21 protein-coding genes are annotated in these 22,846 nt (G+C 69.6%); 14 read left to right on the forward strand and 7 right to left on the reverse strand.

From position 1 onward, the window contains the following. The first annotated feature begins 90 nt into the window (after nucleotides 1-90). The 5 genes from BST44_RS14540 to BST44_RS14560 are packed head-to-tail and all read left to right on the forward strand — an operon-like array spanning nucleotide 91 to nucleotide 4,969. Nucleotides 91-1,374, forward strand: a complete 1,284-nt coding sequence (locus BST44_RS14540) for an MCE family protein (RefSeq protein ID WP_083177814.1) — start codon at nucleotides 91-93, stop codon at nucleotides 1,372-1,374. Beyond that, complete coding sequence (locus tag BST44_RS14545; protein ID WP_279628978.1) at nucleotides 1,371-2,495, forward strand: virulence factor Mce family protein; 1,125 nt, start codon at nucleotides 1,371-1,373, stop codon at nucleotides 2,493-2,495. The genes BST44_RS14540 and BST44_RS14545 overlap by 4 nt, the downstream gene beginning before the upstream one ends. Before the next feature lies 1 nt (nucleotide 2,496). Then, nucleotides 2,497-3,927: an MCE family protein gene (locus tag BST44_RS14550; protein ID WP_083177815.1), complete on the forward strand. Its 1,431-nt coding sequence runs from the start codon at nucleotides 2,497-2,499 to the stop codon at nucleotides 3,925-3,927. Further along, a complete protein-coding gene (locus BST44_RS14555; protein WP_341865316.1) occupies nucleotides 3,924-4,457 on the forward strand; it encodes an Rv1363c family protein in 534 nt (177 codons plus the stop codon). Before BST44_RS14550 ends, BST44_RS14555 begins: the two co-directional genes overlap by 4 nt. Next, entirely contained in the window at nucleotides 4,454-4,969 is a 516-nt protein-coding gene (locus BST44_RS14560) for a hypothetical protein (protein WP_083177817.1), read from the forward strand. The genes BST44_RS14555 and BST44_RS14560 overlap by 4 nt, the downstream gene beginning before the upstream one ends. Before the next feature lie 5 nt (nucleotides 4,970-4,974). Here the strand turns inward: BST44_RS14560 and BST44_RS14565 are convergent, their stop codons facing one another. Beyond that, complete coding sequence (locus BST44_RS14565; protein WP_083177818.1) at nucleotides 4,975-7,227, reverse strand: carbon starvation CstA family protein; 2,253 nt, start codon at nucleotides 7,225-7,227, stop codon at nucleotides 4,975-4,977. Nucleotides 7,228-7,267: 40 nt separating this feature from the next. Further along, nucleotides 7,268-8,794: an ATP-dependent DNA ligase gene (locus tag BST44_RS14570; protein ID WP_083177819.1), complete on the reverse strand. Its 1,527-nt coding sequence runs from the start codon at nucleotides 8,792-8,794 to the stop codon at nucleotides 7,268-7,270. A 109-nt stretch (nucleotides 8,795-8,903) separates the two neighbouring features. Between BST44_RS14570 and BST44_RS14575 the strand changes: the two genes are divergently transcribed. Continuing rightward, complete coding sequence (locus tag BST44_RS14575) at nucleotides 8,904-9,662, forward strand: SDR family NAD(P)-dependent oxidoreductase (protein WP_083177820.1); 759 nt, start codon at nucleotides 8,904-8,906, stop codon at nucleotides 9,660-9,662. A 108-nt stretch (nucleotides 9,663-9,770) separates the two neighbouring features. Next, a complete protein-coding gene (locus BST44_RS14580; RefSeq protein WP_083177821.1) occupies nucleotides 9,771-11,933 on the forward strand; it encodes an acyl-CoA dehydrogenase family protein in 2,163 nt (720 codons plus the stop codon). A 94-nt stretch (nucleotides 11,934-12,027) separates the two neighbouring features. On the opposite strand, the gene BST44_RS14585 is transcribed toward BST44_RS14580, so the two are convergent. After that, the gene (locus BST44_RS14585) at nucleotides 12,028-12,363 is read right to left on the reverse strand and encodes a Zn-ribbon domain-containing OB-fold protein (RefSeq protein ID WP_083177822.1); all 336 of its coding nucleotides are present in this window, start codon (nucleotides 12,361-12,363) and stop codon (nucleotides 12,028-12,030) included. 59 nt (nucleotides 12,364-12,422) lie between these two features. Between BST44_RS14585 and BST44_RS14590 the strand changes: the two genes are divergently transcribed. From BST44_RS14590 to BST44_RS14600, 3 genes are all read left to right on the forward strand, one after another. Further along, a complete protein-coding gene (locus BST44_RS14590; RefSeq protein ID WP_083177823.1) occupies nucleotides 12,423-13,616 on the forward strand; it encodes a thiolase family protein in 1,194 nt (397 codons plus the stop codon). A gap of 33 nt (nucleotides 13,617-13,649) precedes the next feature. Then, a complete protein-coding gene (locus BST44_RS14595) occupies nucleotides 13,650-15,080 on the forward strand; it encodes a FadR/GntR family transcriptional regulator (protein WP_083177824.1) in 1,431 nt (476 codons plus the stop codon). Between the two features lie 97 nt (nucleotides 15,081-15,177). Further along, nucleotides 15,178-16,170: a sensor histidine kinase gene (locus BST44_RS14600; RefSeq protein ID WP_083177825.1), complete on the forward strand. Its 993-nt coding sequence runs from the start codon at nucleotides 15,178-15,180 to the stop codon at nucleotides 16,168-16,170. A gap of 62 nt (nucleotides 16,171-16,232) precedes the next feature. Here the strand turns inward: BST44_RS14600 and BST44_RS30425 are convergent, their stop codons facing one another. After that, complete coding sequence (locus tag BST44_RS30425; protein ID WP_167380205.1) at nucleotides 16,233-16,406, reverse strand: hypothetical protein; 174 nt, start codon at nucleotides 16,404-16,406, stop codon at nucleotides 16,233-16,235. Between the two features lie 317 nt (nucleotides 16,407-16,723). Between BST44_RS30425 and BST44_RS14605 the strand changes: the two genes are divergently transcribed. After that, nucleotides 16,724-17,227: a 2-isopropylmalate synthase gene (locus tag BST44_RS14605; protein WP_083177826.1), complete on the forward strand. Its 504-nt coding sequence runs from the start codon at nucleotides 16,724-16,726 to the stop codon at nucleotides 17,225-17,227. A gap of 75 nt (nucleotides 17,228-17,302) precedes the next feature. On the opposite strand, the gene BST44_RS14610 is transcribed toward BST44_RS14605, so the two are convergent. Further along, nucleotides 17,303-18,781, reverse strand: coding sequence for a cytochrome P450 (locus BST44_RS14610; protein ID WP_083177827.1), 1,479 nt, complete (start codon nucleotides 18,779-18,781; stop codon nucleotides 17,303-17,305). A gap of 114 nt (nucleotides 18,782-18,895) precedes the next feature. Between BST44_RS14610 and BST44_RS14615 the strand changes: the two genes are divergently transcribed. Next, nucleotides 18,896-19,531: a TetR/AcrR family transcriptional regulator gene (locus BST44_RS14615; RefSeq protein WP_083177828.1), complete on the forward strand. Its 636-nt coding sequence runs from the start codon at nucleotides 18,896-18,898 to the stop codon at nucleotides 19,529-19,531. 27 nt (nucleotides 19,532-19,558) lie between these two features. Next, entirely contained in the window at nucleotides 19,559-20,482 is a 924-nt protein-coding gene (locus BST44_RS14620; RefSeq protein WP_083177829.1) for an SDR family oxidoreductase, read from the forward strand. Here BST44_RS14620 and BST44_RS14625 read toward each other — a convergent pair. Beyond that, nucleotides 20,417-21,448, reverse strand: coding sequence for a DNA polymerase IV (locus BST44_RS14625; protein ID WP_083177830.1), 1,032 nt, complete (start codon nucleotides 21,446-21,448; stop codon nucleotides 20,417-20,419). The two genes, BST44_RS14620 and BST44_RS14625, sit on opposite strands and share 66 nt — an antisense overlap. After that, nucleotides 21,448-22,056, reverse strand: coding sequence for a TetR/AcrR family transcriptional regulator (locus BST44_RS14630; protein ID WP_083177831.1), 609 nt, complete (start codon nucleotides 22,054-22,056; stop codon nucleotides 21,448-21,450). Before BST44_RS14630 ends, BST44_RS14625 begins: the two co-directional genes overlap by 1 nt. A gap of 93 nt (nucleotides 22,057-22,149) precedes the next feature. Between BST44_RS14630 and BST44_RS14635 the strand changes: the two genes are divergently transcribed. Next, a complete protein-coding gene (locus BST44_RS14635; protein WP_083177832.1) occupies nucleotides 22,150-22,704 on the forward strand; it encodes an NAD(P)H-dependent oxidoreductase in 555 nt (184 codons plus the stop codon). The last annotated feature ends 142 nt before the right edge of the window (nucleotides 22,705-22,846 follow it).

Consider the following 22,846-nt stretch of genomic DNA (forward strand, 5'->3'; position numbering starts at 1 on the left):
GGGTCAGACCGCCCCACCCCCGGCGCCCCCGTCGCCGTCACCGGTGTACGCGCCCGCGCCGGGCGAACCGCAGCCGAAGGCCGGTGAACGATGACCCGCCGCAACGCCCGAATCGGCCTGGCCGCGTTGCTGGCGCTCGGCTTGCTCGCCGGCGTCGCGACGCTCTGGCACTCGTCGGCCGCGAGCCGCCGGACGACGGTCGTGGCCTACTTCACCAACAGCAACGGCATCTTCGTGGGCGACGAGGTGCGCATCCTGGGGGTTGCCGTCGGCCACATCAAGCAGATCGAGCCGCAACCGCGGCAGGTGAAGATCACCTTCTGGTACGAGTCCAGGTACCAGGTGCCCGCCGATGCCAAGGCCGTGATCCTGTCGCCATCGCTGGTCACCGCGCGGGCGATCCAGCTGACCCCGGCCTACACCGGTGGGCCACAGTTGCACGACGGCGCCGTGATCCCGCAGGCGCGCACCGCGGTCCCGGTGGAGTGGGACGATCTGCGTCAGGACCTGGAAAAGCTCACCGAGATGCTGCAGCCCACCCACGGCGGCCTGAGCCCGCTCGGCTCGCTCGTGACGACCGCCGCGAACAACCTGCGCGGCCAGGGGCCGAGTGTCCGCGACACCATTGTGAAGCTCTCCCAAGCGGTTTCAGCGCTGAGCGACCACGGCAACGACCTCTTCAGCACCGTGAAGAACCTGTCCATCCTGGTTTCGGCGCTGCAGAGCAGCGGTGACCTGGTCAGGCAGCTGAATCAGAATCTGGCCTCGGTCACCGGCCTGCTGACCAACGATCCCAACGAGGTCGCCGGCGCGGTCACCGCGCTGGCCGACGTCGTCGGCGACGTCCGGACCTTCGTGGCCGACAACCGCGAAGCGCTGGGCACGAGCTCGGACAGGCTCGCGTCGGTGTCGACGGCGCTGAACGCCGGCCTCGACGACATCAAGCAGGCCCTGCACATCGCCCCCACCGAACTGCAGAACTTCATGAACATCTACCAGCCCGCGCAGGGCACGCTGAGCGGCGCGCCGGCGTTCGCCAACTTCGCCAACCCGGTCGCCTTCCTGTGCGGGGCGATACAGGCGGCCTCGCGCCTGGGCTGGGACCAGTCGGCGAAGCTGTGCGTTCAGTACTTGGCGCCCATCATCAAGAACCGCCAGTACAACTTCCCGCCGCTGGGCGAGAACCTGGTGGTCGGCGCCACGGCACGCCCGAACGAGGTGACCTACAGCGAGGACTGGATGCGGCCGGATTACATTGCGCCGCAGCAGAATCCGACCGCTGCTCCGGGCCTGCCCGCGCCGCGCGAGGTGCGCTCAGTCAATCCCGCCGACGGCCTGCGCGGCCTGATGTTGCCGTCCGGGGGCGGATCGTGACGCGGCGCGCCGTGGCCGGCCTGTTGGCGGCCCTGGCGATCGCCACGGCCGGCTGCGGCTGGCGCGGCCTGAACTCGGTCGCCCTGCCGGGGACCGCGGGACGCGGACCCGGGTCGTTCACCATTCACGCGCAGCTGCCCGACGTGGGCACCCTGGAACAGAACTCACGAGTCCAGGTCGGCGACGTCACGGTGGGCAACGTCACCAGGATCGAGCGACAGGGCTGGCACGCGCTGCTGACGATCCGGCTCGACGGCGATGTCGAGCTGCCGGCCAATGCGACCGCAACCATCGGCCAATCGAGCCTGCTGGGTTCCCTGCATGTCGAGCTGGCCGCGCCCGCGGGCACCCCACCTCGGGGCAGGCTGAAGGAGGGGTCGCTGATCCCGCTGTCATCGGCCGGAAACTACCCCACGACGGAGCAGACACTGGCCGCAATCTCGTTGCTGCTCAACGGCGGCGGGATCGGGCAGATCCAAGACATCACCCAGTCGCTGAGCGCCGCGCTGGCCGGGCGAGCCGACGACCTGCGCAACCTGATCGCTCAGCTCGACATTTTCACCGGCCATGTCGGCGAACAAACGGGTGACATCATCGCCGCCACCGAGAGCCTCAACAACCTGGTCGGCCAGTTCGCCGACCAGAAGCCGGTGGTCGACAGGGCGCTGACGGCCATTCCGGCCGCGCTGCGAACCCTGGCCGACGAGCGGCAGACCCTGGTGGAGGCACTCGATCAGTTCGGCAAATTCAGTGCACTGGTTGCCGATTCGGCACGCCAGACCAAGGACACCCTGGTCAAGGAGCTCAACGACTTGGCGCCGGTGCTGGAATCGCTGGCCGACGCCGGCCCCGCCATGACCCGCGCGTTGAGCCTGCTCGCCACGTACCCCTTTCCGAAGGAGACCATCGGCAAGTGGGCTCGCGGCGACTACGCCAACCTGACCGCCATCATCGACCTGACCCTGAGCCGGCTCGACGCGTCGTTCCTGACCGGGACCCGGTTCGAGGGCAATCTGACCGAGCTGGAGCTGCAGTGGGGCCGCACGATCGGTCAGATGCCGAGCCCGTACACGGCCGGCAATCCGCTTGTCGCGCCGTATCACTGGGATCAGGGGCGCTGACATGCCGCCCCTGTCGAGGCGAATCCTCATCCAGCTGGCCGTCTTCGTGATCGTCGCGTTGGCCGGTGGCGCGGTGATGGCGTTCGGCTACATCCAGCTGCCGGCCATGTTCGGGGTCGGACGCTATCGAGTGACCGTCGAGCTGCCGCAGGCCGCCGGTTTGTACCCCAGCGGCAATGTCACCTATCGCGGAACCGAGGTCGGCCGGGTCGATAGTGTGCGGCTCACCGATACCGGTGTCGCGGCAGTGCTTTCGCTGAAATCGGGGATCGACATCCCGTCGGATCTCGATGCGCAGGTGCACAGCCAGTCGGCGGTGGGAGAGCAATACGTTGCGCTGCTGCCGCGCGCCGATTCACCGCCGCTGCGCGACGGCGACGTGATCCGCTCCGATCGCGTCTCGGTGCCGCCCGACCTGGACACCATGTTGGATGCCGCGAACCGGGGCTTGCAGTCGGTTCCACGCGAGGACCTCAAGACCGTCGTCGACGAGGCCTCCACCGCCTTCGGCGGGCTGGGGCCTGATCTCTCCCGGCTCGTGGCCGGCGCCACTTCGCTGTCCACCGATGCCCGGAAGAATCTCGGTGCGCTGCTCACCCTGATCGACGGTGCCAGGCCGGTGCTCGATGCGCAGTCCGGCGCACCGGACGCCGTACAGTCGTGGGCCGCGCACCTGGCCGACCTCACCGGCGGGGTGCGGAGGAGCGACACCGCCGTCCGGGCCGTGCTGGAGCAAGGCGGCCCCGCCGTCGGCGAAGTTCGTGAGCTCATGGACCGCGTCAATCCGACGCTGCCCGTCGTGCTGGCCAACCTGATCGGTGTCGGGCAGGTGGCGCTGACGTATCACGCCGGCCTCGAGCAGTTGCTGGTGCTGCTGCCCCAGGCGGTGGCGACGATTCAGGCGATCAACGTCCCGAACCGGAACACCAAGCAGGGTTACAAGGGCGCCTTCCTGAGCTTCAACCTGCGACTGAATTTGCCGCCGCCGTGTCTCACCGGGTTCCTGCCCGCCCAGCAGCAGCGGGTGCCGTCATGGGAGGACTACCCGGACCGGCCGGCGGGCGACCTGTACTGCCGGGTACCGCAGGACTCCGCGCAGAACGTCCGCGGCGTCCGCAACACCCCGTGCGTGGGCCGGCCGGGCAAACGCGCGCCGACGGTGCAGATGTGCGACGGCGACGAAAGCTACATACCGCTCAACGACGGATACAACTGGAAGGGCGACCCGAACGCCACGCTGTCGGGTCAGCCCGTCCCGCAGCCGCGCGCGCCGGCCAAGCCCGCGCCGCCCCCGGCACCGCCGCTGGCGGCCGCCGAGTACGACCCGGCCACCGGCACCTACGTCGGCCCGGACGGGCATGTCTACACGCAATCCGACCTGGCCGGTGGAAAGGAACGCACATGGCAGACGATGGTGCTACCGCCGAATTGACCGGTCGCTGCGCGGATGTCGACGACGCGTCCAAAGATCGGCCGCCGCTCGCTCCGGTCCGGCCGGCGCTGGTTACCGGGCTTGTCATCGTGGCCGCGCTGGCCGGGCTGGCCGGCTGGGCCGGTCTGCGCGCGTATCGGGCGCATGAAGCGCAGGAGCAGCGCGCGCTTTTCCTGCAGGCCGGTCGCCAGGGTGCGCTGAACCTCACCACCGTTGACTTCCGGGAAGCCGACGCGGACGTGCGGCGCATTCTGGCCGGGGCGACGGGCCAGCTCTACGACAATTTCTCTCAGCGCTCGCAGCCGTTCGTCGACGTGCTGCTGCGGACGCAGTCGAAGTCGGTCGGGACCGTGACGGAAGCGGGCATCGAATCGCAGGCCGGCGATCGGGCGGAAGTCCTTGTGGCGGTCACTGTTCGCACGTCGAACGCGGCGGCGGCCCAACAGGAGCCGCGCGCGTGGCGGATGCGGCTCTCGGTGCGGAAGGTCGACGGCGTGGTGAAGGTGTCGAACGTGGAGTTCGTGCCGTGACGAACAGACAGCTCCGCATCGCCCACCGCTTCAACTGGTCCCGGGTGCTGGCGTACGGTCTGATACCCGGGCTGGCGTTGTCGCTTGCGTCGGCGGCCGGCTTCCTGAAGTGGCAGGCTTCGTCGGTCGCCGATGCCGACCGGGGTCGCATCGAGGCTACGCAAGCGGCGCGGGAGGGTACGGCCGCCCTGCTGACCTACCGACCCGACACGGTCGAGCGCGACCTCGCCGCCGCGCGTGACCGGCTGACCGGGCGGTTCAAGGACGCCTACACGTCACTGACCCGCGACGTGGTCATCCCCGGTTCCCGGCAGCAGCACATCTGGGCGGTGGCGACCGTCCGGTCCGCGGCGTCGGTGTCGGCGGGACCCGACCACGGTGTCTTCCTGCTGTTCGTCAACCAGACGACGGTCGTCGGCGACGCCGCGCCCGCGTACACGGCGTCCAGCGTGCGGGTCACCATGGACAGGGTCGGCGGCCGCTGGCTGATATCGGGGTTCGACCCGGTCTGAGCCCGTCAATCCTTGTTCGCGGCAACCGTTCTGGCCGCATCCCACTGTCGCTGTACCGCGCGTTCGCTGACCGTGGGGACAAGTCCCGACGGCGCGAAGAACTTCGACGGCACCGGCTCGTCCTCGGTCAAGGGACGGCCGCCGCCGCGAATGGCGCGGTAGGCCACGGCGATTCCCACGATCACCATGATGACGACGACGAGTGCGAACACCACCGACAGGGTGCCCTGGATGAAGGTGTTCCTGATGACGTCGTCGAGCTGATGGGCGGTCCTGGCCGAACCGAACGACGTCTTGCCGGCGTTTCTGGCCGCGAGATACTGGAAGTGCTGCGTCCAGTAGCCGACATTGGGGTCCGCCGAGAAGACTTTCTGCCACGACGCGGTGAGCGTGACCGCCAGGTCCCACAGCAGCGGCAGCCCCGGAATCCACGCCCACTTCAGCAGGCCCTTCTTGATGACGATCACCGTGATGACGGTCAGCGCGACCGCCGCGAGCAGCTGGTTGGCGATCCCGAACAGCGGGAAGAGCGTGTTGATCCCGCCCAGCGGATCCGTCACGCCCATCAGCAGGATGCTGCCCCAGGCCGCGGCGACGGCCAGGCTGCAGAGCCAGACCCCCGGGCGCCAGCTCGGGTTGCGCAGCCTGGCCAGCGGGCCGCCGAGGTTGCCGAGCGCGTCGGACAGCATGAACCGCGCGACGCGGGTGCCCGCGTCGACGGCGGTCAGGATGAACAGCGCCTCGAACATGATCGCGAAGTGGTACCAGAACGCCTTGAGGCCCGCCCCGCCGAAGGCGCGCTGCAGCACCTCCGACATGCCGAACGCCAGGGTGGGCGCTCCGCCGGTGCGCGAGACGATGGACTTCTCGCCGACCCCGCGGGCGGCCGCGGTGAGTCGGTCGGCGGTCGTGGGGGTCCCCGACAGCCCGAGCCGGTTGACGTAGTCGGCGGCGGTGGCGGCGGTGCCGCCGGTTCGGGCGGGCGGGGCGTTGAGGACGAAGTACAGGTGCTGGTCCAGGATCGACGCGCTGATCAGGGCCATCACGGCGACGAACGATTCGGTGAGCATGCCGCCGTAGCCGATCAGCCGCATCTGGCTTTCCTTTTCCAGCAGCTTGGGCGTGGTCCCCGACGAGATCAGCGCGTGGAACCCCGACAGCGCGCCGCACGCGATCGTGATGAACAGGAACGGGAACAGCGAGCCAGGGAACACCGGCCCGTCCCCGCCGGCGGCGAACCGCGAGATCGCGGGCGCCTGCATGAGCGGCCGGGCCACGCAGATGCCGACCGCGAGCAGGGCGATGGCCCCGACCTTCATGAACGTGGAGAGATAGTCACGCGGCGCCAGCAGCAGCCACACCGGCAGCACCGACGCCACGAAACCGTAGCCGATGATCAGCCAGCACACCGTCACCGGTGAGATGTTCAACCACGTTGCGCCCCAGGACGTTTCACCGACCCAGTTGCCGGATGCCACCGCCGCCAGCAAGAGCGCGAAGCCGATGATCGACACCTCGGCCACCCGCCCCGGCCGCAGGAATCGCAGGTAACACCCCATGAACACCGCGATGGGGATGGTCATCGCGATGGAGAACACGCCCCACGGGCTCTGCGCCAGGCCGCGCACCACGACCAGCGCCAGCACCGCGATGATGATCACCATGATCACGAACGCCCCGACGAGGGCGGCCGCCCCGCCCGTCACGCCGAGTTCGTCGCGCGCCATCTGGCCCAGGGAGCGCCCCCGCCGCCGGGTGGAGATCCACAAGACCAGGTAATCCTGGACGCCGCCGGCGAACACGGCGCCGATGACGATCCAGATGCTGCAGGGCAGGTACCCCATCTGGGTGGCCAGCACCGGCCCGACCAGCGGTCCGGCCCCGGCGATAGCGGCGAAGTGATGACCGAACAGCACGCGCCGGTCGGTGGGCACGTAGTCGGTGCCGTCCTCGAACACCTCGGCCGGGGTGGCGTGGTCGTCGCGCGGGCGGACGATCTTCATCTCGATCAGCCGTGCGTAGAACCGGAAACCGATGACGTAGGTGCAGACCGCCGCGACCACGAACCAGACCGCGTTCACCGTCTCGCCGCGGGCGAAGGCGATGATGGCCCACGCGGCGGCACCGATCACGGCGACGACCGCGAAGACGATCTTGTGCCGGGCGGTGATGGGGGAGCGGTCGACGATCGCGACGGGCGGCAGCGCCTCGTCGGTGTGGATGTAGCTGACGTCCTCGCCGTGCCCGTGCAGTGTCACGGCCGAAAACCCTACGCGCGGGAACCGAACTCCGCCCGACTCAATACAGCGCGCGGACGGCGTCGATGGTGTCGGCCTCGGCCGGGCTCTTGTCGTCGCGGTAGCGCAGCACCCGCGCGAAGCGCAGCGCCACGCCACCGGGGTAGCGCGACGACTTCTGCACGCCGTCCAGGGCCACCTCGACCACCTGCTCGGGCCGGACCCGCACCACGTGGCCGTCCGTCCCGCCGACGGCGAGCTCGGTGAAGCGCACGGTCTGCCAGTCCAGCATGGCGTCGGTCATGCCCTTGAAAGTCTTTCCCACCATCACGAATTCGCCGGTGGCGGGATCGCGCGCGCCGAGGTGGATGTTGGACAGCTTGCCGCGCCGGCGGCCCGATCCCCACTCCACCGCGAGGACAACCAGGTCCAGCGTGTGCACCGGCTTGACCTTGAGCCAGCCCGCTCCGCGGCGGCCCGCATGGTATGGGGCCCCCGGAGCCTTGGCCAGCACGCCTTCGTGGCCGGCGGCGAGGGTCGCCTCCAGGAAACCCGTGGCGGCCGCGCGATCGGACGTGAGCAGCCGATCGACCCGCTGCGCAGGCGGCACCAGCGCGTCCAGGGCGGCCAGCCGCTCGGTGGTCGGCGCGTCCAGCAGGTCAGTGCCGTCGCGGTGCAGGATGTCGAAGAAGAACACCGAAAGTGGTTGCGTCGCACGGGCCGCCGCGACGTCGACCGATCGGCCGAAACGCGACGCGGTGACCTGAAAGCGGTGGGGTGAGTTATCCGGCCGCAGCGCGATCGCCTCGCCGTCGGCGATGAGGTCGCGCACCGGCAGGGCCAGCGCCGCGTCCACCACCTCGGGCAGGCGCGCGGTGACGTCGTCGAGGCTGCGGGTATAGACGGTGACCTCGTCCCCGGACCGGTGGATCTGCACCCGGGCGCCGTCCAGCTTCGCCTCGAAAATCGTTGTCCCGCCGTGCCGCTCCAGCGCATCGTGCACGCCGGGCGCCGTCTGGGCCAGCATCGGGCCGACCGGCCGGCCGACCCGCAGGGCGAAGGCGTCGAGCGCCGCGGTCCCGCCCAGGACGGCGGCCGCCACGGCAGGCAGGTCGCCGCCCAGCATCGCGGCCCGCTGCACCGACGCGACGGGGATGCCGGCGGCCCTGGCCACCGCGTCGGCCATGATCCCGGCCAGCGCCCCCTGCCGCAGCTCCCCGCCGAGCAGGCGCAGCAGGAAGGCCTGTTCCGTCTCGGTCGCGGCGGCGAACAGGCCCGTCACCAGCTCGGCGCGCCGCGCCTGTGACCCCTTGCCGGACACCGCCCCGATCGCCGAGAACCGGGCGTCCACGCCCGCGACGGTCAGGGTCGGGCGCGACGCCGGGGGCGGGCGCGACCGCAGCGATGCCCAGCCCACCCCGATCTGGCGCTGGCGCAGCTCACCGGAGAGCCAGGAGACCACGATCGCGACACCGTCGGGGTCGGCCGCCGCCCGGCCCAGCAGGGCGGCGATGTGGGCGACCTTGCTCAGCCGCGACGACGTGGCGGCCACGTCAAGCGAGGTGGTCGCCACGTCGAGAAGGAGCACGAAATCAGCTTGGCATGGCTCGCCGACAAGCCTCGGAAACCGACGCGCTAGCGTGCCTACGTAACGTTACAGATTGCAAGGGATCTGATAACCCAAAAGGAGAGGCCGGATGGAGATCAACGGAAAGAAGGTCGTCGTTATCGGCGGCGCATCGGGGATGGGTCGTGCCTCCGCGGAGCTGCTGGCCGAGCGCGGGGCCCAGGTGGCAATCTTCGACCGCGAGGGCTCCGACGGCAAGCAGGTGGCCGAGGGCATAGGCGGGACGTTCTATCCGGTCGACGTCACCGACTTCAAGGGCACCGAGGAGACGTTGCAGGCGGCGGTCGACAAGCTGGGCGGCCTGCACGTCACCGTCACCACCGCCGGCGGTGGCATCGCCAAGCGGACGCTGACCAAGTCCGGTCCCCACGACCTGGAATCGTTCCAATCGGTGATCGACCTGAACCTGATCGCCACGTTCAACATCAGCCGGCTGGCCGCCGCGCACATGGCCAAGAACGAGCCCGAGGACGAAGAGCGCGGCGTCATCATCAACACCGCATCGATCGCGGCCTTCGAGGGGCAGATCGGGCAGGTCGCCTACACCGCGGCCAAGGCGGCGATCGCCGGCATGTGCCTGACCATGGCCCGCGACCTGGGCTCGATGGGCATCCGGGTGCTGGCCATCGCCCCCAGCCTGTTCCTGACCGGGTTGACCTCGATGGTTCCCGACGAGATGGCCAACCAGCTGGTCAAGGACGCCGCCTTCCCCAAGCGGATGGGCCGGCCGATCGAGTACGCCAAGCTGGTGGCCGCGATCGTGGAGAACCCGATGCTCAACGGGCAGTGCCTGCGGCTGGACGCCGGGCAGCGGTTCGCGCCCAAGTAGCCACCCCCACGGGCCGCCCTCCTCGCATTAAGTACACTCTTTAGGCAGCCGCCCCGCTTCCCCTCGAAGCGGGGCAGGCTACCCAGCCGGTAGCGAGGAGGGCCCCTCATGGGTATCGCACTGACCGACGACCACCGCGAACTCGCCGAAGTCGCGCGCGGGTTCCTGACCTCGCAGAAGGCCCGCTGGGCGGCGCGGTCCCTGCTCGACGCGGCCGAGGAATCCCGGCCGCCGTTCTGGCAGAACCTGGTCGAGCTCGGCTGGCTCGGCCTGCACGTCGACGAAGAGCACGGTGGTTCCGGGTTTGGGCTGCCCGAGCTCGTGGTGGTGGTCGAGGAGCTCGGCCGCGCCGTGGCGCCGGGGCCGTTCGTGCCGACCGTGATCGCGTCGGCGGTGATCGCCAAAGACGGCAGCGCCGAACAGAAGTCGCGGCTGCTGCCCGGACTGATCGACGGCACCGTCACCGCGGGCATCGGCCTGGACGGCCAGGTGCGGCTCGAGGGCGGGGTCGCCGACGGTGACGCCGGAATCGTGCTGGGCGCCGGGCTGGCCGAGCTGCTGCTGATCGCTGCCGGCGAGGATGTGCTGCTGCTGGAGCGCGGCCGCGCCGGGGTGTCGGTTGAGGTGCCCAACAACTTCGACCCGACCCGGCGCTCCGGGCGGGTGCGCCTCGACAACGTCAGCGTCAGCGCCGACGACGTCCTGACGGGTGCGCGGGCGGCGGCGCTGGCCCGGGCGCGGACCCTGCTCGCCGCCGAGGCGGTGGGCGGAGCGACCGATTGCGTCGAGGCCGCCGTCGACTACGCCAAGGTGCGCCAGCAGTTCGGCCGGACCATCGCGACTTTCCAAGCGGTGAAACATCATTGCGCGAACATGCTGGTGGCTGCCGAGGCCGGGGTCGCCGCGGTATGGGACGCCTCGCGCGCGGCCGCCGAGGACGAGGACCAGTTCCAGCTGGCCGCCGCCGTGGCCGCGACCCTGGCGTTCCCGGCTTACGCGCGCAACGCCGAGCTGAACATTCAGGTGCACGGCGGCATCGGCTTCACCTGGGAGCACGACGCGCATCTGCACCTGCGCCGGGCGCTGGTGATCGCGGCGCTGTTCGGCGGTGACGGCCCGGCGCACGACGTCTTCGCGCGCACCGCCGCCGGCGGCAAACGGGAGAACAGTCTGGACCTGCCGCCCGAGGCCGAAGAACTGCGCACCCGGATCCGCGCGGACGCCGCCGAGATCGCCGCCCTGGACAAGGACGCGCAACGCGACAAGCTGATCGAGACGGGCTACGTCATGCCGCACTGGCCCAAGCCGTGGGGCCGCGCCGCCGACGCGGTGGAGCAGTTGGTGATCGAGGAGGAGTTCCGCGCGGCGGGCATCAAACGCCCCGACTACTCGATCACCGGGTGGGTCATCCTGACCCTGATCCAGCACGGAACCGATTGGCAGATCGAGAGATTCGTGGAGAAGGCGCTGCGCCAGGAGGAGATCTGGTGCCAGCTGTTCTCCGAGCCCGAGGCCGGCTCCGACGCGGCGTCGGTCAAGACCCGCGCCATCCGGGTGGACGGCGGCTGGAAGATCAACGGGCAGAAGGTCTGGACCAGCGGGGCGCAGTACTGCGCGCGGGGCCTGGCCACCGTGCGGACCGATCCCGAGGCCCCCAAGCACGCCGGCATCACCACCGTCATCATCGACATGAAGGGCCCGGGCGTCGAGGTGCGGCCGCTGCGGCAGATCACCGGCGGCTCGGAGTTCAACGAGGTGTTCTTCAACGACGTGTTCGTTCCCGACGAGGACGTCGTCGGCGCGCCCAACTCGGGGTGGACGGTCGCCCGCGCGACGCTGGGCAACGAGCGGGTCAGCATCGGAGGCAGCGGATCGTTTTACGAAGCCCTCGCGCCCACGCTGGTGCAGCTCGCTCAGCAGTCAGATCGCTTGGGCGGGGCGCCGGTTCGGATCGGGTCCTTCCTCGCCGACGACCACGCGCTGCGGTTGCTGAATCTGCGCCGCGCCGCGCGCAGCGTCGAGGGGGCGGGGCCCGGCCCGGAGGGCAACATCACCAAACTCAAGCTGGCCGAGCACATGGTGGACGGGGCCGCGATCTGGGCGGCGCTCGCGGGCCCGGAGGTCGCGCTGATGGACGGGCCCGGCGCGATCGTGGGCCGGCTGGCGATGGGGGCCCGCGGCATGGCGATCGCCGGCGGCACCTCGGAGGTCACCCGCAATCAGATCGCGGAGCGGATCCTCGGTATGCCGCGCGATCCGCTGATCAATTAGCGCACCGCGGCTCCGCGAGCAGACGCAAAATCGCACGAAGTCTCGGACTTCGATGCGATTTTGCGTCTGCTCGCGAGAGGCGCTCGCGAGAGGGTCAGGCGGGCGCGAATTGTGGCGCGCCGCCGCTGCCCCTTTCCGGGCGGATCTCGACGGGCATCCCGCAACTGACCGAATCGGGCTCGCAGCCGACGATATTGGCGGCCACCCGGAGGCCCTGCTGCTCGGCCAGCTCCACGATGGCGATCACGTACGGAATGGGGATCTCCGGGTTGTAGGGATGGTGGTTGACGGTGTAGGTGAACACCGTGCCCCGCCCCGACACCGGCCGCGCGACCAGCTTGCCGCAGCACGCCCGGCATTCGCCCGTCGCGGGATGCACCCAGCGCGCACAGTCGTCGCAGTATTCGATGAGCAGCGGCTCCTCCGGCACGACGAATACAGTACACTCAATTGGTTCAATGCGGGGCTGTGGGCTGACGGGCGGTGTGCATGACGCATTTCGAGAAGGACGCGATCCTGTCCGGCATCGGGATCTCCCGAATCGGGCGCCGCACCGGCATCGCGGGCCTGGACCTGACCATGGAGGCGGTGCGCGCCGCCATCGAGGACGCCGGGCTGGTCGCCTCCGACATCGACGGCATCGCGACGCTGGGCGACACCCCCGCCGGCGACGTCAATGCCCAACTGCGGATCGAGGCGGCCGACTGCGGATCGGGGTTCGGGACCGGCGGCCTGCTCAGCCCCGTGATGTCGGCGTGCCGAGCGGTCGCGGAGCGGCGCGCCCGCCACGTGCTGGTGTACCGGACCATCCAGATGCTGGGCGGCACCGTCCCGGTCAAGCCGCAGGAGAACGCGCCCGCGCCGCCGCTGGCGCGGATGTTCGAGGCGCCGGAGGGCGCCGAACGTCCCGCCGTCGGCGCGATGGACGACGTCAACGACCTGGTCGCGGCCAACGCGTACTCCGCCGCCAATTGGCTCGCGCTCAACTGCCGCCGTCATATGGAGCTGTACGGCACCACCAAAGAGCAGCTGGGCTGGGTGGCCCTCAACGGCAGGCGCAATGCCGCGCTCAATCCGCGCGCCGTGTACCGCGACCCGATGACGATGGCCGATTACCTCGGCGCGCGGCCGGTGTCCACCCCGTTCGGCCTGCTGGACTGCGACGTCCCGATCGACGGCTCGATCGCGGTGGTGGTCTCGCACGCCGAGTACGCCGGTGACTGCCCGCACCGCGCGGTGGCGGTGGAGGCGATCGGCGGGTCCGACGGCGCCGGCGGCTGGTTCCATCGCGACGACTACCCGAAGATGGCGATGTCGGACGCGGCCGCACAGATGTGGTCGCGCACGGACCTCAAACCGTCGGATCTCCAGGTCGCCGAGCTCTACGACGGTTTCACCTACCTGACCATCGCGTGGCTGGAGGCCCTGGGGGTCTGCGGCGACGGCGAGGCCGGGCCCTACGTCGAAGGCGGCGCCCGGATCGCCCGGGACGGTGCGCTTCCGCTGAACACCTACGGCGGTCAGCTGTCGGCCGGGCGGATGCACGGCTATTGGGCGCTGCACGAGGGCTGCCTGCAGCTGCGCGGCGAGGCGGGGGAGCGGCAGGTCTCGCGGCGCCCGGACGTCGGCGTCGTTTCCGTGGGCGGCGGGCCCGTCGCCGGCTGCATGCTGCTCACATGCTGAAAGCGCTTGCCGGACAGCATTCTTGGGCCTGACATGAGCACCGGGCCGCAGAACAAGCTGGCTGCCAGGATCGCGCGGGACCTCGAGGCTGAGATCGTCCGCCGCGGCTGGGCCACCGGCGAATCGCTGGGCTCCGAACCCGCGCTGCAAGAGCGCTTCGGGGTGAGCCGCTCGGTGCTGCGCGAGGCCGTACGGCTCGTCGAACACCATCAGGTGGCCCGGATGCGCCGCGGGCCGGGCGGCGGGCTGATCATCTGCGAGCCCGACGCGGGCCCCGCCACCCGCGCCGTCGTCATCTATCTCGAATACCTGGGCACGACGCTCGGCGACCTGCTCAACGCGCGCCTGGTGCTGGAACCGCTGGCGGCGTCGCTGGCCGCGGAACGGATCGACGAGGCGGGCATCGCTTCGCTGCGGGCGGTGCTGCGGGGCGAAGAACAGTGGAAGCCCGGACTGCCGACGCCGCGGGACGAGTTTCACATCGCCCTGGCGGAACAATCGAAAAACCCTGTGCTGCAACTGTTTATCGATGTCCTGATCCGGCTCACCGCCCGCTACGCCTTACAGTCGCGGACGGACACGGCCATCGAGGCCATCGAGGCCGTCGACCGCATGCACGTCGACCACTCCGAGATCGTCGCGGCCGTAACGTCCGGCGACTCGGCGCGGGCCAAGACGCTCAGCGAGCGGCACGTGGAGGCGGTGACCGCCTGGCTGCAGCATCACCACCCGGGCAACGTCATCCGGCGGCGCAAGCCGCGACCGCTCACCGTCGAGGCGCCCCGAGGCAAGCTGGCGGAGATGCTGGCGGCCACGATCGGCGACGACATCGCGGCCAGCGGCTGGCAGGTCGGTTCGGTCTTCGGCACCGAGACGGCCCTGCTGGAGCGGTACCGGGTGAGCCGCGCGGTATTCCGCGAAGCGGTGCGGCTGCTCGAATACCACTCGATCGCGCACATGCGCCGCGGGCCCGGCGGCGGCCTTGTCATCGCCAGACCCCAGGCGCAGGCGAGCATCGACACCATCGCGTTGTACCTGCAGTACCGCGACCCCAGCCGCGAAGACCTCCGTTGCGTGCGGGACGCCATCGAGATCGACAACGTCGCCAAGGTGGTCAAGCGGCGCGGCGAAGCCGAGGTGGCCGCCTTCCTGGCCGCCCACCGGTCCGAGGTCTCCGACGCGCCCCGCGACGTGGCCGACGCGGCCGTCGAGGAGTTCCGCTTCCACGTCGGCCTGGCCCGGTTGGCCGGCAACACGCTGCTCGACTTGTTCCTGCGCATCATCGTCGAGTTGTTCCGGCGGCACTGGACGAGCACCGGGCAGGAGCCGCCGAGCTGGGCGGATGTGCTGGCCGTCCACCACGCCCACCTGCGGATCGTGGACGCGATCAAGGCGGGCGACGAGAGCCTGGCCCGCTATCGCGTTCGTCGCCACCTCGACGCCGCCGCCTCCTGGTGGCTGTAGTTCTCAGATGTGATCTGCAGCGCGGTATAGCGGAGGCCCGCGGGGGGTACTGGGGAGGGAGGAAGTGAACGGCCGGTCCAGCAGGGGGTTGGCATTAGTGATTGAGAGCGAGAGTGCTGGAGTGACGGCGGGCACCGACATCGGACGGCTCGGCTTCGTTCACTCGGCACTCATCTACCAATCCCAGCAGGAGTACCTGGAGTCCGTGACGCGCTTCGTCAGCGACGGGCTGGCGATGGACGAGGCGGTGATGGTCGCCGTGCCGCCCGACAAGTTGGCGCTACTTCACGACGCGCTGGGCGCCGGCGGCGAGTCGCCGGAACGTCTGTGGATGGTGGACATCACCGAGGCCGCCCGCAACCCGAGCCGATTCATGGCGATGGAGGGTTGCTTCGTGGACGATCACCCCGAGCGGCGGGTGCGGGTCGTCAGCCAACTCGCCTGGCCCGGGCGCACCGAAGAAGAGTTGGTCGCTTGCGTGGAGCACGAGGCCTTGATCAACGGGGCGATGGACGGCTACCAGGTGACCGGCCTGTGCCTCTACGACGGAAGCCGGCTCGGCGAGGACATGCTGGCCGACGCCCGGGCGACGCACCCGCTGCTGTGGAACGACGACGCGCTGCGACGCAGCGCCGACTACGCGCCCGATGCCGCCCTGCAGCGTTGCAACCGGCCGCTGCCCGCCAACCCCGGGGCCGTCACCTATCTGGTCAAGAAGTCGACGGACCTCAGCCCGGCGCGGTCGTTCGCCACTAACTACGCCGGCTGGGTCGGGTTGTCCCCGGACGGGATCGAAGACCTGCAATTGGTCGCCACCGAGCTGGCGAGCAACAGCCTGATGTACACCGACGGCGCGTGCCAGCTCGCGTTCTGGCGCGACGACGGTTACCTGGTGTGCGAGGCGCGTGACACCGGATGCTTCGAGGATCCATTGGTGGGCCGCATGGACCCGGGGCCGTGCGGCCCCGCCAGCCGAGGCCTCTATCTGGTGAACGCCATCTCGGATCTCGTGCGCACCCACACCACGCCCAGCGGTACGACGATTCAGGCGTACCTGCGATTCGATCCGTCGGCCGGGCCGACGGGATAAACGCGAGCGACCCCCGGAACCGTCCCCACACTGCGGTCCCGAGGGTCGCTGTTCGCGGTCGGTTAGACGCAGATCCCAAGCGCGCTGACGACACAACCGCCGCCGGCAGCCCCGCCACCGACGAGTCCGCCGCTTCCGGCGGCGGATGAAGCGCATCCGGTGGGCAGTAACAACACCGCGGTCACCCCCGTAGCCGCCGCGGCAACTTTGAGGGTTTTCATGGTGCGTTCCTTCATGATGAGCCTTCTTTCATCATCTTCCGAGGGGTTGTTGCACAGCCGTTGAATGCTGTTGCCCTCGCCCCATACCCACTGTTAAACACGGGTAAACCACAATTCGGAAAAATTTCGCGACCGATCGGCTCGTAATGCCATCATGGCCCGAACTTGCACGTCAGGGCGGTATCCGGCTAGAGTCGGCGCTCGTGCCTCTTCTCGAACGAGCCGTAGTAGCTAGCACCCGCAGCGGGGTCTGACCTAGACCGACCCCCCGCTGTGGGTCGGAAGCTACTGCCGTCGGTCACTCCTTTCGACCGAAGAAGACCGGCAGCACCATGACTCTTCCCGAGCGCACCCTTCCCGAGCGGCTCGATCCGTCCAGCACCCCCGCCACGGCGTGGTTCGCCGAGCGGTTCGGCATCCCGTTGCCCCGGGGTCTGCGGGAGCGGGCCGCCGCGATGTCCTGGCAGCACTTCGCCGCGACCTACGCCCACTCGACCGGCCCCGTGCGCCTGCGCAACTGGGCGTGCACCGACGCCGACCGGCGGCTCGGGCAACAGGCCCGCGGCTTCCGGGCCACGATCGCCGTCGGCGACCGCATCAGCAGCTCAACCGTCGCTGCGGGCGGCCCGATCGCGGCGCTCAGCGCGATGCTGCACGACCACGGAGTCCCGGTGGAAATCCTCGAGTTCCATCAGCTGCGATCGGGCGGGGCCACCGCCACGTTCGTCCGCGGCACCAACGGCGCCCGCGACGAGTGGGCGATGGGGTGGTCGGACGATTCGACGCAGTCGGCGCTGCGCGCGGTGATCGCCTGCGCCAACCGGCTGATCGCCTAATTCAGGGTGCCGAGCAGACACAAAATCGCACGCCGAGCCACCGTACGACGCGATTTTGTGTCTGCTCGCGAGGAGTCAGAGGGGGCGCAACACGATCGGCATGCCATCCATCGGGATCGGCATGCCGCCGTAGTCCCAGTGCGGCGCATAGCCCGGCCGGGTCAGCTCCAGCCGGTAGCGGCGCAGCAGTCGGTGCACGACGGTCTTGACCTCCAGCTGGCCGAACACCATGCCGATGCACTTGTGCGCGCCGCCGCCGAACGGGGCGAAGGCGTACCGATGCTTCTTGTGTTCGGAGCGGGGCTCGGCGAAGCGTTCGGGGTCGAATTTGTCCGGGTCCGTCCACAATTCGGGCAGCCGGTGGTTCATGCCGGGCCAGATGGTGATGTTGGTTCCCGCGGGGATGTAGTGGCCGAGGAGCTCGGTGTCGCGAACGGCCTGCCGCATGTTGAACGGCAGCGGCGTCACCATGCGCAGCGACTCGTTCATGATCAATTCGAGCGTTTCCAGCTTCTCCAGCGCCTCGATGTCCAGCGGCCCGTCGCCGAGCCGGGCCGACTCCTCGCGCGCCCGCTCCTGCCAGTCCGGGTTGGCGGCCATGTTGTAGACCATCGTGGTGGTCGTCGACGTGGAGGTGTCGTGGGCGGCCATCATCAGGAAGATCATGTGGTTGACGATGTCCTCGTCGGTGAAGCTGTTGCCGTCGTCGTCCTCGGTGTGGCAGAGCACCGTAAGCATGTCGGTGCCGGTGGCGTTGCGGCGCTCCCGGACGCGCTCGATGAAGTAGTCCTCGAGCAGCTTGCGGGCCCGCAGCCCCCGCCACCACTTGAACGGCGGAACCGGTTGCCGGATGATCGCGCCGCCCGCGCGGGTCGTGATGGTGAACGCCTGATTGACCTTGGTGACCAGGTCGTGGTCGGTACCCGGCTCGTGCCCCATGAACACCAGGGACGCGATATCCAGCGTGAGTTCCTTCATCGCCGGGTGGAACAAGAACCGCGCGTCGTTCGTCGGCCAGTGCGCGACGATGTCGCTCGCCACCCGGTCGATGTGCTCGACGTAGCCCGTCAAACGGGTGCGTGTGAAGGCCTCCTGCATGATCCGCCGGTGGTACATGTGCTCGTCGAAGTCCAGCATCATCAGGCCGCGGTTGAAGAACGGCCCGATCACCGGGTGCCAGCCCCGCTGGGAGAAGTCTTTGTTCTTGTTCGAGAACACCGCCTGGGTGGCGTCGGGCCCCAGCGCGGTGACCGCCGGCATGATCGGCGAGTCGAGGAAGTGCAGGGGGCCGCGGGTGCGGTACAGGTGCAGCGCGTAATCCGGCCCGCCGCGGAACATCTCGATGATGTGCCCGAGAATCGGGAGGCCGGCATCGCCCAACACCGGCTTGAGGCCGCTGCCGGCGGGGGGGGCGGCCAGCACTTTGGTGTCCCAGTCGTGGGTGAGCAGACGCTTCTCGACCGCGCCCATCCCCGGGATCGTGTTCAGCGTCGGGGTGAACCGGCGCCGCGCCTGGTCCAGCAGGTATTGCGGGGTGCTGATCGTGGCGGTCATAGACGCTCCTTTGCGTGCCCTCCGAGGTGACAGCCGTCACTGTCTTATAACCTTCGGAAAAAACTTGACGGCTGTCAAGTTTGCTTTTTGACGGGCGTGGTGCAAGGTCAGGGAATGAGCAGCCACCCCGCCACCCCCGAGCCCGGCGGGCAGCGGCGCGGCGACAAACAGCGCCAGGCGATCCTGCAGGCGGTGCGGGAACTGCTGCAGGAGAAGCCCTTCGCGGAGCTTTCGGTCAGCACCATCAGCCTCCGGGCCGGGGTGGCCCGCTCCGGCTTCTACTTCTACTTCGACTCCAAGTACGCCGTACTGGCCCAGCTCATGGCCGAGGCCGCTCGGGAACTCGAAGAGCTGACCCAGGACTTCGCCCCGCGCCAGCCGGGCGAGTCGCCGGAGCAGTTCGCGCAACGCATGGTCGGCAGCGCGGCCGCCGTCTACGCGCACAACGACCCGGTGATGACCGCCTGCAACGAGGCCCGCAACACCGACGTCGAGATCCGCAACCTGATGGACCAGCAGTTCGAGGTGGTGCTGGGCCAGATCGTCGCCATCGTGGAGGCCGAGATGAAGGCCGGGACCGCCCACCCGATCAGCGACGACCTGCCCACCCTGATCCGCACCCTGGCCGGCACCACCGCCCTGATGCTGACCGGCGATCCGATCCTGGCCGGGCGTGACAGCGATCTCGACCGCCGCGTGCGCGTGCTGGAGCGGTTGTGGCTGCACGCGCTGTGGGGCGGACAAAGCTAGGGCGTTACCGCCGGTATCGTCACCGCAATGGGGCAGCAGGGGTACTACGCAGGCAAACGGTGTCTGGTCACCGGCGCGGCCAGCGGCATCGGCCGCGCCACCGCGTTGCGGCTGGCCGCCGACGGCGCCGAGCTCTATCTGACCGACCGCGACCGCGGCGGCCTCGAACTGACCGTGGCCGACGCCCGCGCGCTGGGCGCCCGGGTGCCCGCACATCGGGCCCTCGACATCGCCGACTACGACGCGGTGGCGGCCTTCGCCGCCGACATCCACCGCGACCATCCGAGCATGGACGTCGTGCTCAACATCGCCGGAGTCTCCGCCTGGGGCACCGTCGACCGGCTGACCCACGAGCAGTGGAACAAGATGATCGCGATCAACCTGATGGGTCCGATCCACGTCATCGAGACGTTCGTCCCGCCGATGGTGGCGGCCCGCAACGGCGGGCACCTGGTCAACGTGTCGTCGGCGGCCGGCCTGGTCGCGCTGCCCTGGCACGCGGCTTACAGCGCAAGCAAATACGGCCTGCGCGGGCTGTCCGAGGTGTTGCGCTTCGACCTGGCCCGGCACCGCATCGGGGTTTCGGTGGTGGTGCCGGGCGCGGTGAACACCCCGCTGGTGCAAACCGTCGAGATCGCCGGGGTGGACCGTGAAGACCCCAAGGTCGCGCGCTGGGTGAACCGGTTCAGCGGCCACGCCGTCTCGCCGGAGAAGGCGGCCGCGAAGATCTTGGCCGGGGTGGCCAAGAACCGCTACCTGATCTACACGTCGCCGGACATCCGCGCGCTGTACGCGTTCAAGCGGCTGGCCTGGTGGCCCTACAGCGTGGCGATGCGTCAGGTCAACGTCATCTTCACGCGCGCTCTGCGGCCGGCCCCGGCGCCGCTAGTCGCCCATGGCCAGTTCGAGCCGCACGCCGAGCAGCCGGACCGGACGGTCGAGCTCGAATAACCCCAGCACGCGCAGCGCCGCCTTGACGATGGTGTCCCGATCGGTGGTCGGTGCTTCCAGCTTGCGGATCTTGGTGCGCGTGTAGAAGGTCGCGGTCCGCACCGTGACCGCGACCCGCGTCACGATCCGGCCCGACGCGAGCACGTCGGCCAGCGCCTGCTCGGCCAATTGAGTTACCGACGAATCCATCTCGGCGCGGTCGGTGAGGTCGCGCGGGAACGTGACGACGTGGCTGCGGGAGCGCGGGATCCACGGCTCGGCGCTGACTTGCGCGTCGCCGCCCCCCTTGGCCAGCAGCAACAGCCACAGGCCGGTGCGCGGGCCGAACGCCGACGTCAGCAGCTCGGCTTCGCTGTGCGCGAGCTCCCGCACCGTCGTGATGCCCAGCGCGGCAAGCTTTTTCGTCGTCTTGGGGCCCACGCCCCACAGCGCGTCGACCGGGCGGTCGGCCATCAGGGTCATCCAGTTCGCGTCGGTGAGCGTGAAAATGCCCGCCGGCTTGGCGAAGCCGGTCGCGACCTTAGCGCGCTGTTTGTTGTCGCTGATGCCGACCGAGCAGGACAGCCCGGTTTCCGACGCGATGACCGTCCGGATCTCTTCGGCCACCCCGGTCGGATCGCCCGCCGCGACCCCGAGGTACGCCTCGTCCCAGCCCCACACCTCGACGGGGTGCCCCAAATCGCGCAACAAGCCCATCACCTGTTCGGACGCCGCGTCGTAGGCGGCGGAGTCCGACGGCAGAAACGTCGCCTCGGGGCAGCGCCGCGCGGCGGCCCGCAACGGCATGCCGGCGTGCACGCCGAACTCCCGGGCCTCATACGAGGCGCAGGTGACCACCTTGCGCGGTTCGGTCGGGTCGCCGTTGCCGCCGACGATCACCGGCAGCCCGGCCAGCTCCGGGTGGCGGCGCAACTCCACCGACGCCAGAAACTGGTCGAGATCGACGTGCAGCACCCAGGCGCTCATCACCGCCCACAAAGCTTGCGCGCCACGCTTTCCCACGCGTCACCCAACGTCTGCAGGGTGTGGCCGCGTTCGTTGAGTTGGTGTTCGACATAGTTCACGTGGAGGAGGGCCAGCAGGGCGTCGGTCTGAGCGTCGAGGTCGCCGGTCGTGTCCGCCGCCTGGAGCAAGACCCGGATGTGGGTGTGGTGCACCAATATGGGCGCGCTGTAGCGCGTCTGCGGATCGCGGTGGGCTTCCGAGAGCAGCTCGTGGTGGGCGTGGGCGAAACAGATGCGCTCCCGGCCGAACGCCACCAGGCGATACAGCGGGGGAGCATCGGGGCCCAGCGGCGGGGGGCCGAACAGGAACGCCTGCTGGCTGGCTCGCTCGTCCTCGTCCAGCAGCACCATCATCAGCCCGGCGCGGCTGCCGAACCGTCGGAACAGTGTGCCCTTGCCGACACCGGCGGCGGCGGCGACGTCGTCCATCGTGACCGCGTCCGCGCCGCGCTCCGCGATCAGGTTTCGGGCGGCCTGGAGCAAGAGCGCCCGGTTGCGCGCCGCATCGCCCCGCTCGTGGGGGACGACCTGCGGCGCCCACACCGGCAACGCGTCCAACCGCTCGCTCATGACTGCACTTTAGCGCCGCCGGAATAATTCGGACTGCAGTCCGGTTAGGCATGCCAGGAGGATGTAGACCAACGACCGAAGGGGACTTCAACAGTGGCAATCACAATCGTGGCGTTCGTGGGGAGCCTGCGGGCGGCGTCGGTGAACCGACAGATCGCCGAGCTGGCGGGCGAGGTCGCGCCGGACGACGTCACCGTCAGGATCTTCGAAGGGCTCAACGACCTGCCGTTCTACAACGAGGAGATCGATGACGCCATGGCCCCCGGGGCCGCGCCGCTGGAGCCGGTGGTTGCGCTGCGCTCCGCGGCGGCCGACGCCGACGCGGCGCTGGTGGTCACGCCCGAATACAACGGCAGCATCCCGGCCGTCATCAAGAATGCGATCGACTGGCTGTCCCGGCCGTTCGGCGACGGTGCGCTGAAGGGCAAGCCGCTGGCGGTCATCGGGGGCTCGTTCGGCCAGTACGGCGGGGTCTGGGCACACGACGAGACCCGGAAGTCGTTCGGGATCGCCGGGGCGCGGGTGGTCGAGTCGATCAAGCTCTCGGTGCCGTTCAAAACCCTGGAGGGCAAGGCCCCCGCGGAGCACGCGGAGCTCTCGGAGAACGTGCGCGACGTCGTCGAGAAGCTGGTGGCCGAGGTCGGCTGATTGGCGGAAGTGAACAAGCCCCTCGCCGGGTGACCAGCGAGGTTTGCAGTAACCGGCTAGCAGAAGCCGCCAGCCCCCGGCTGGCGGCTTTGCTGGTTGCCTACCCGGGCCGCCGTAGCGCCCCGCTCCGACCGGAGTTGTC

Source organism: Mycobacterium scrofulaceum (assembly GCF_002086735.1).
GTDB lineage: Bacteria > Actinomycetota > Actinomycetes > Mycobacteriales > Mycobacteriaceae > Mycobacterium > Mycobacterium scrofulaceum.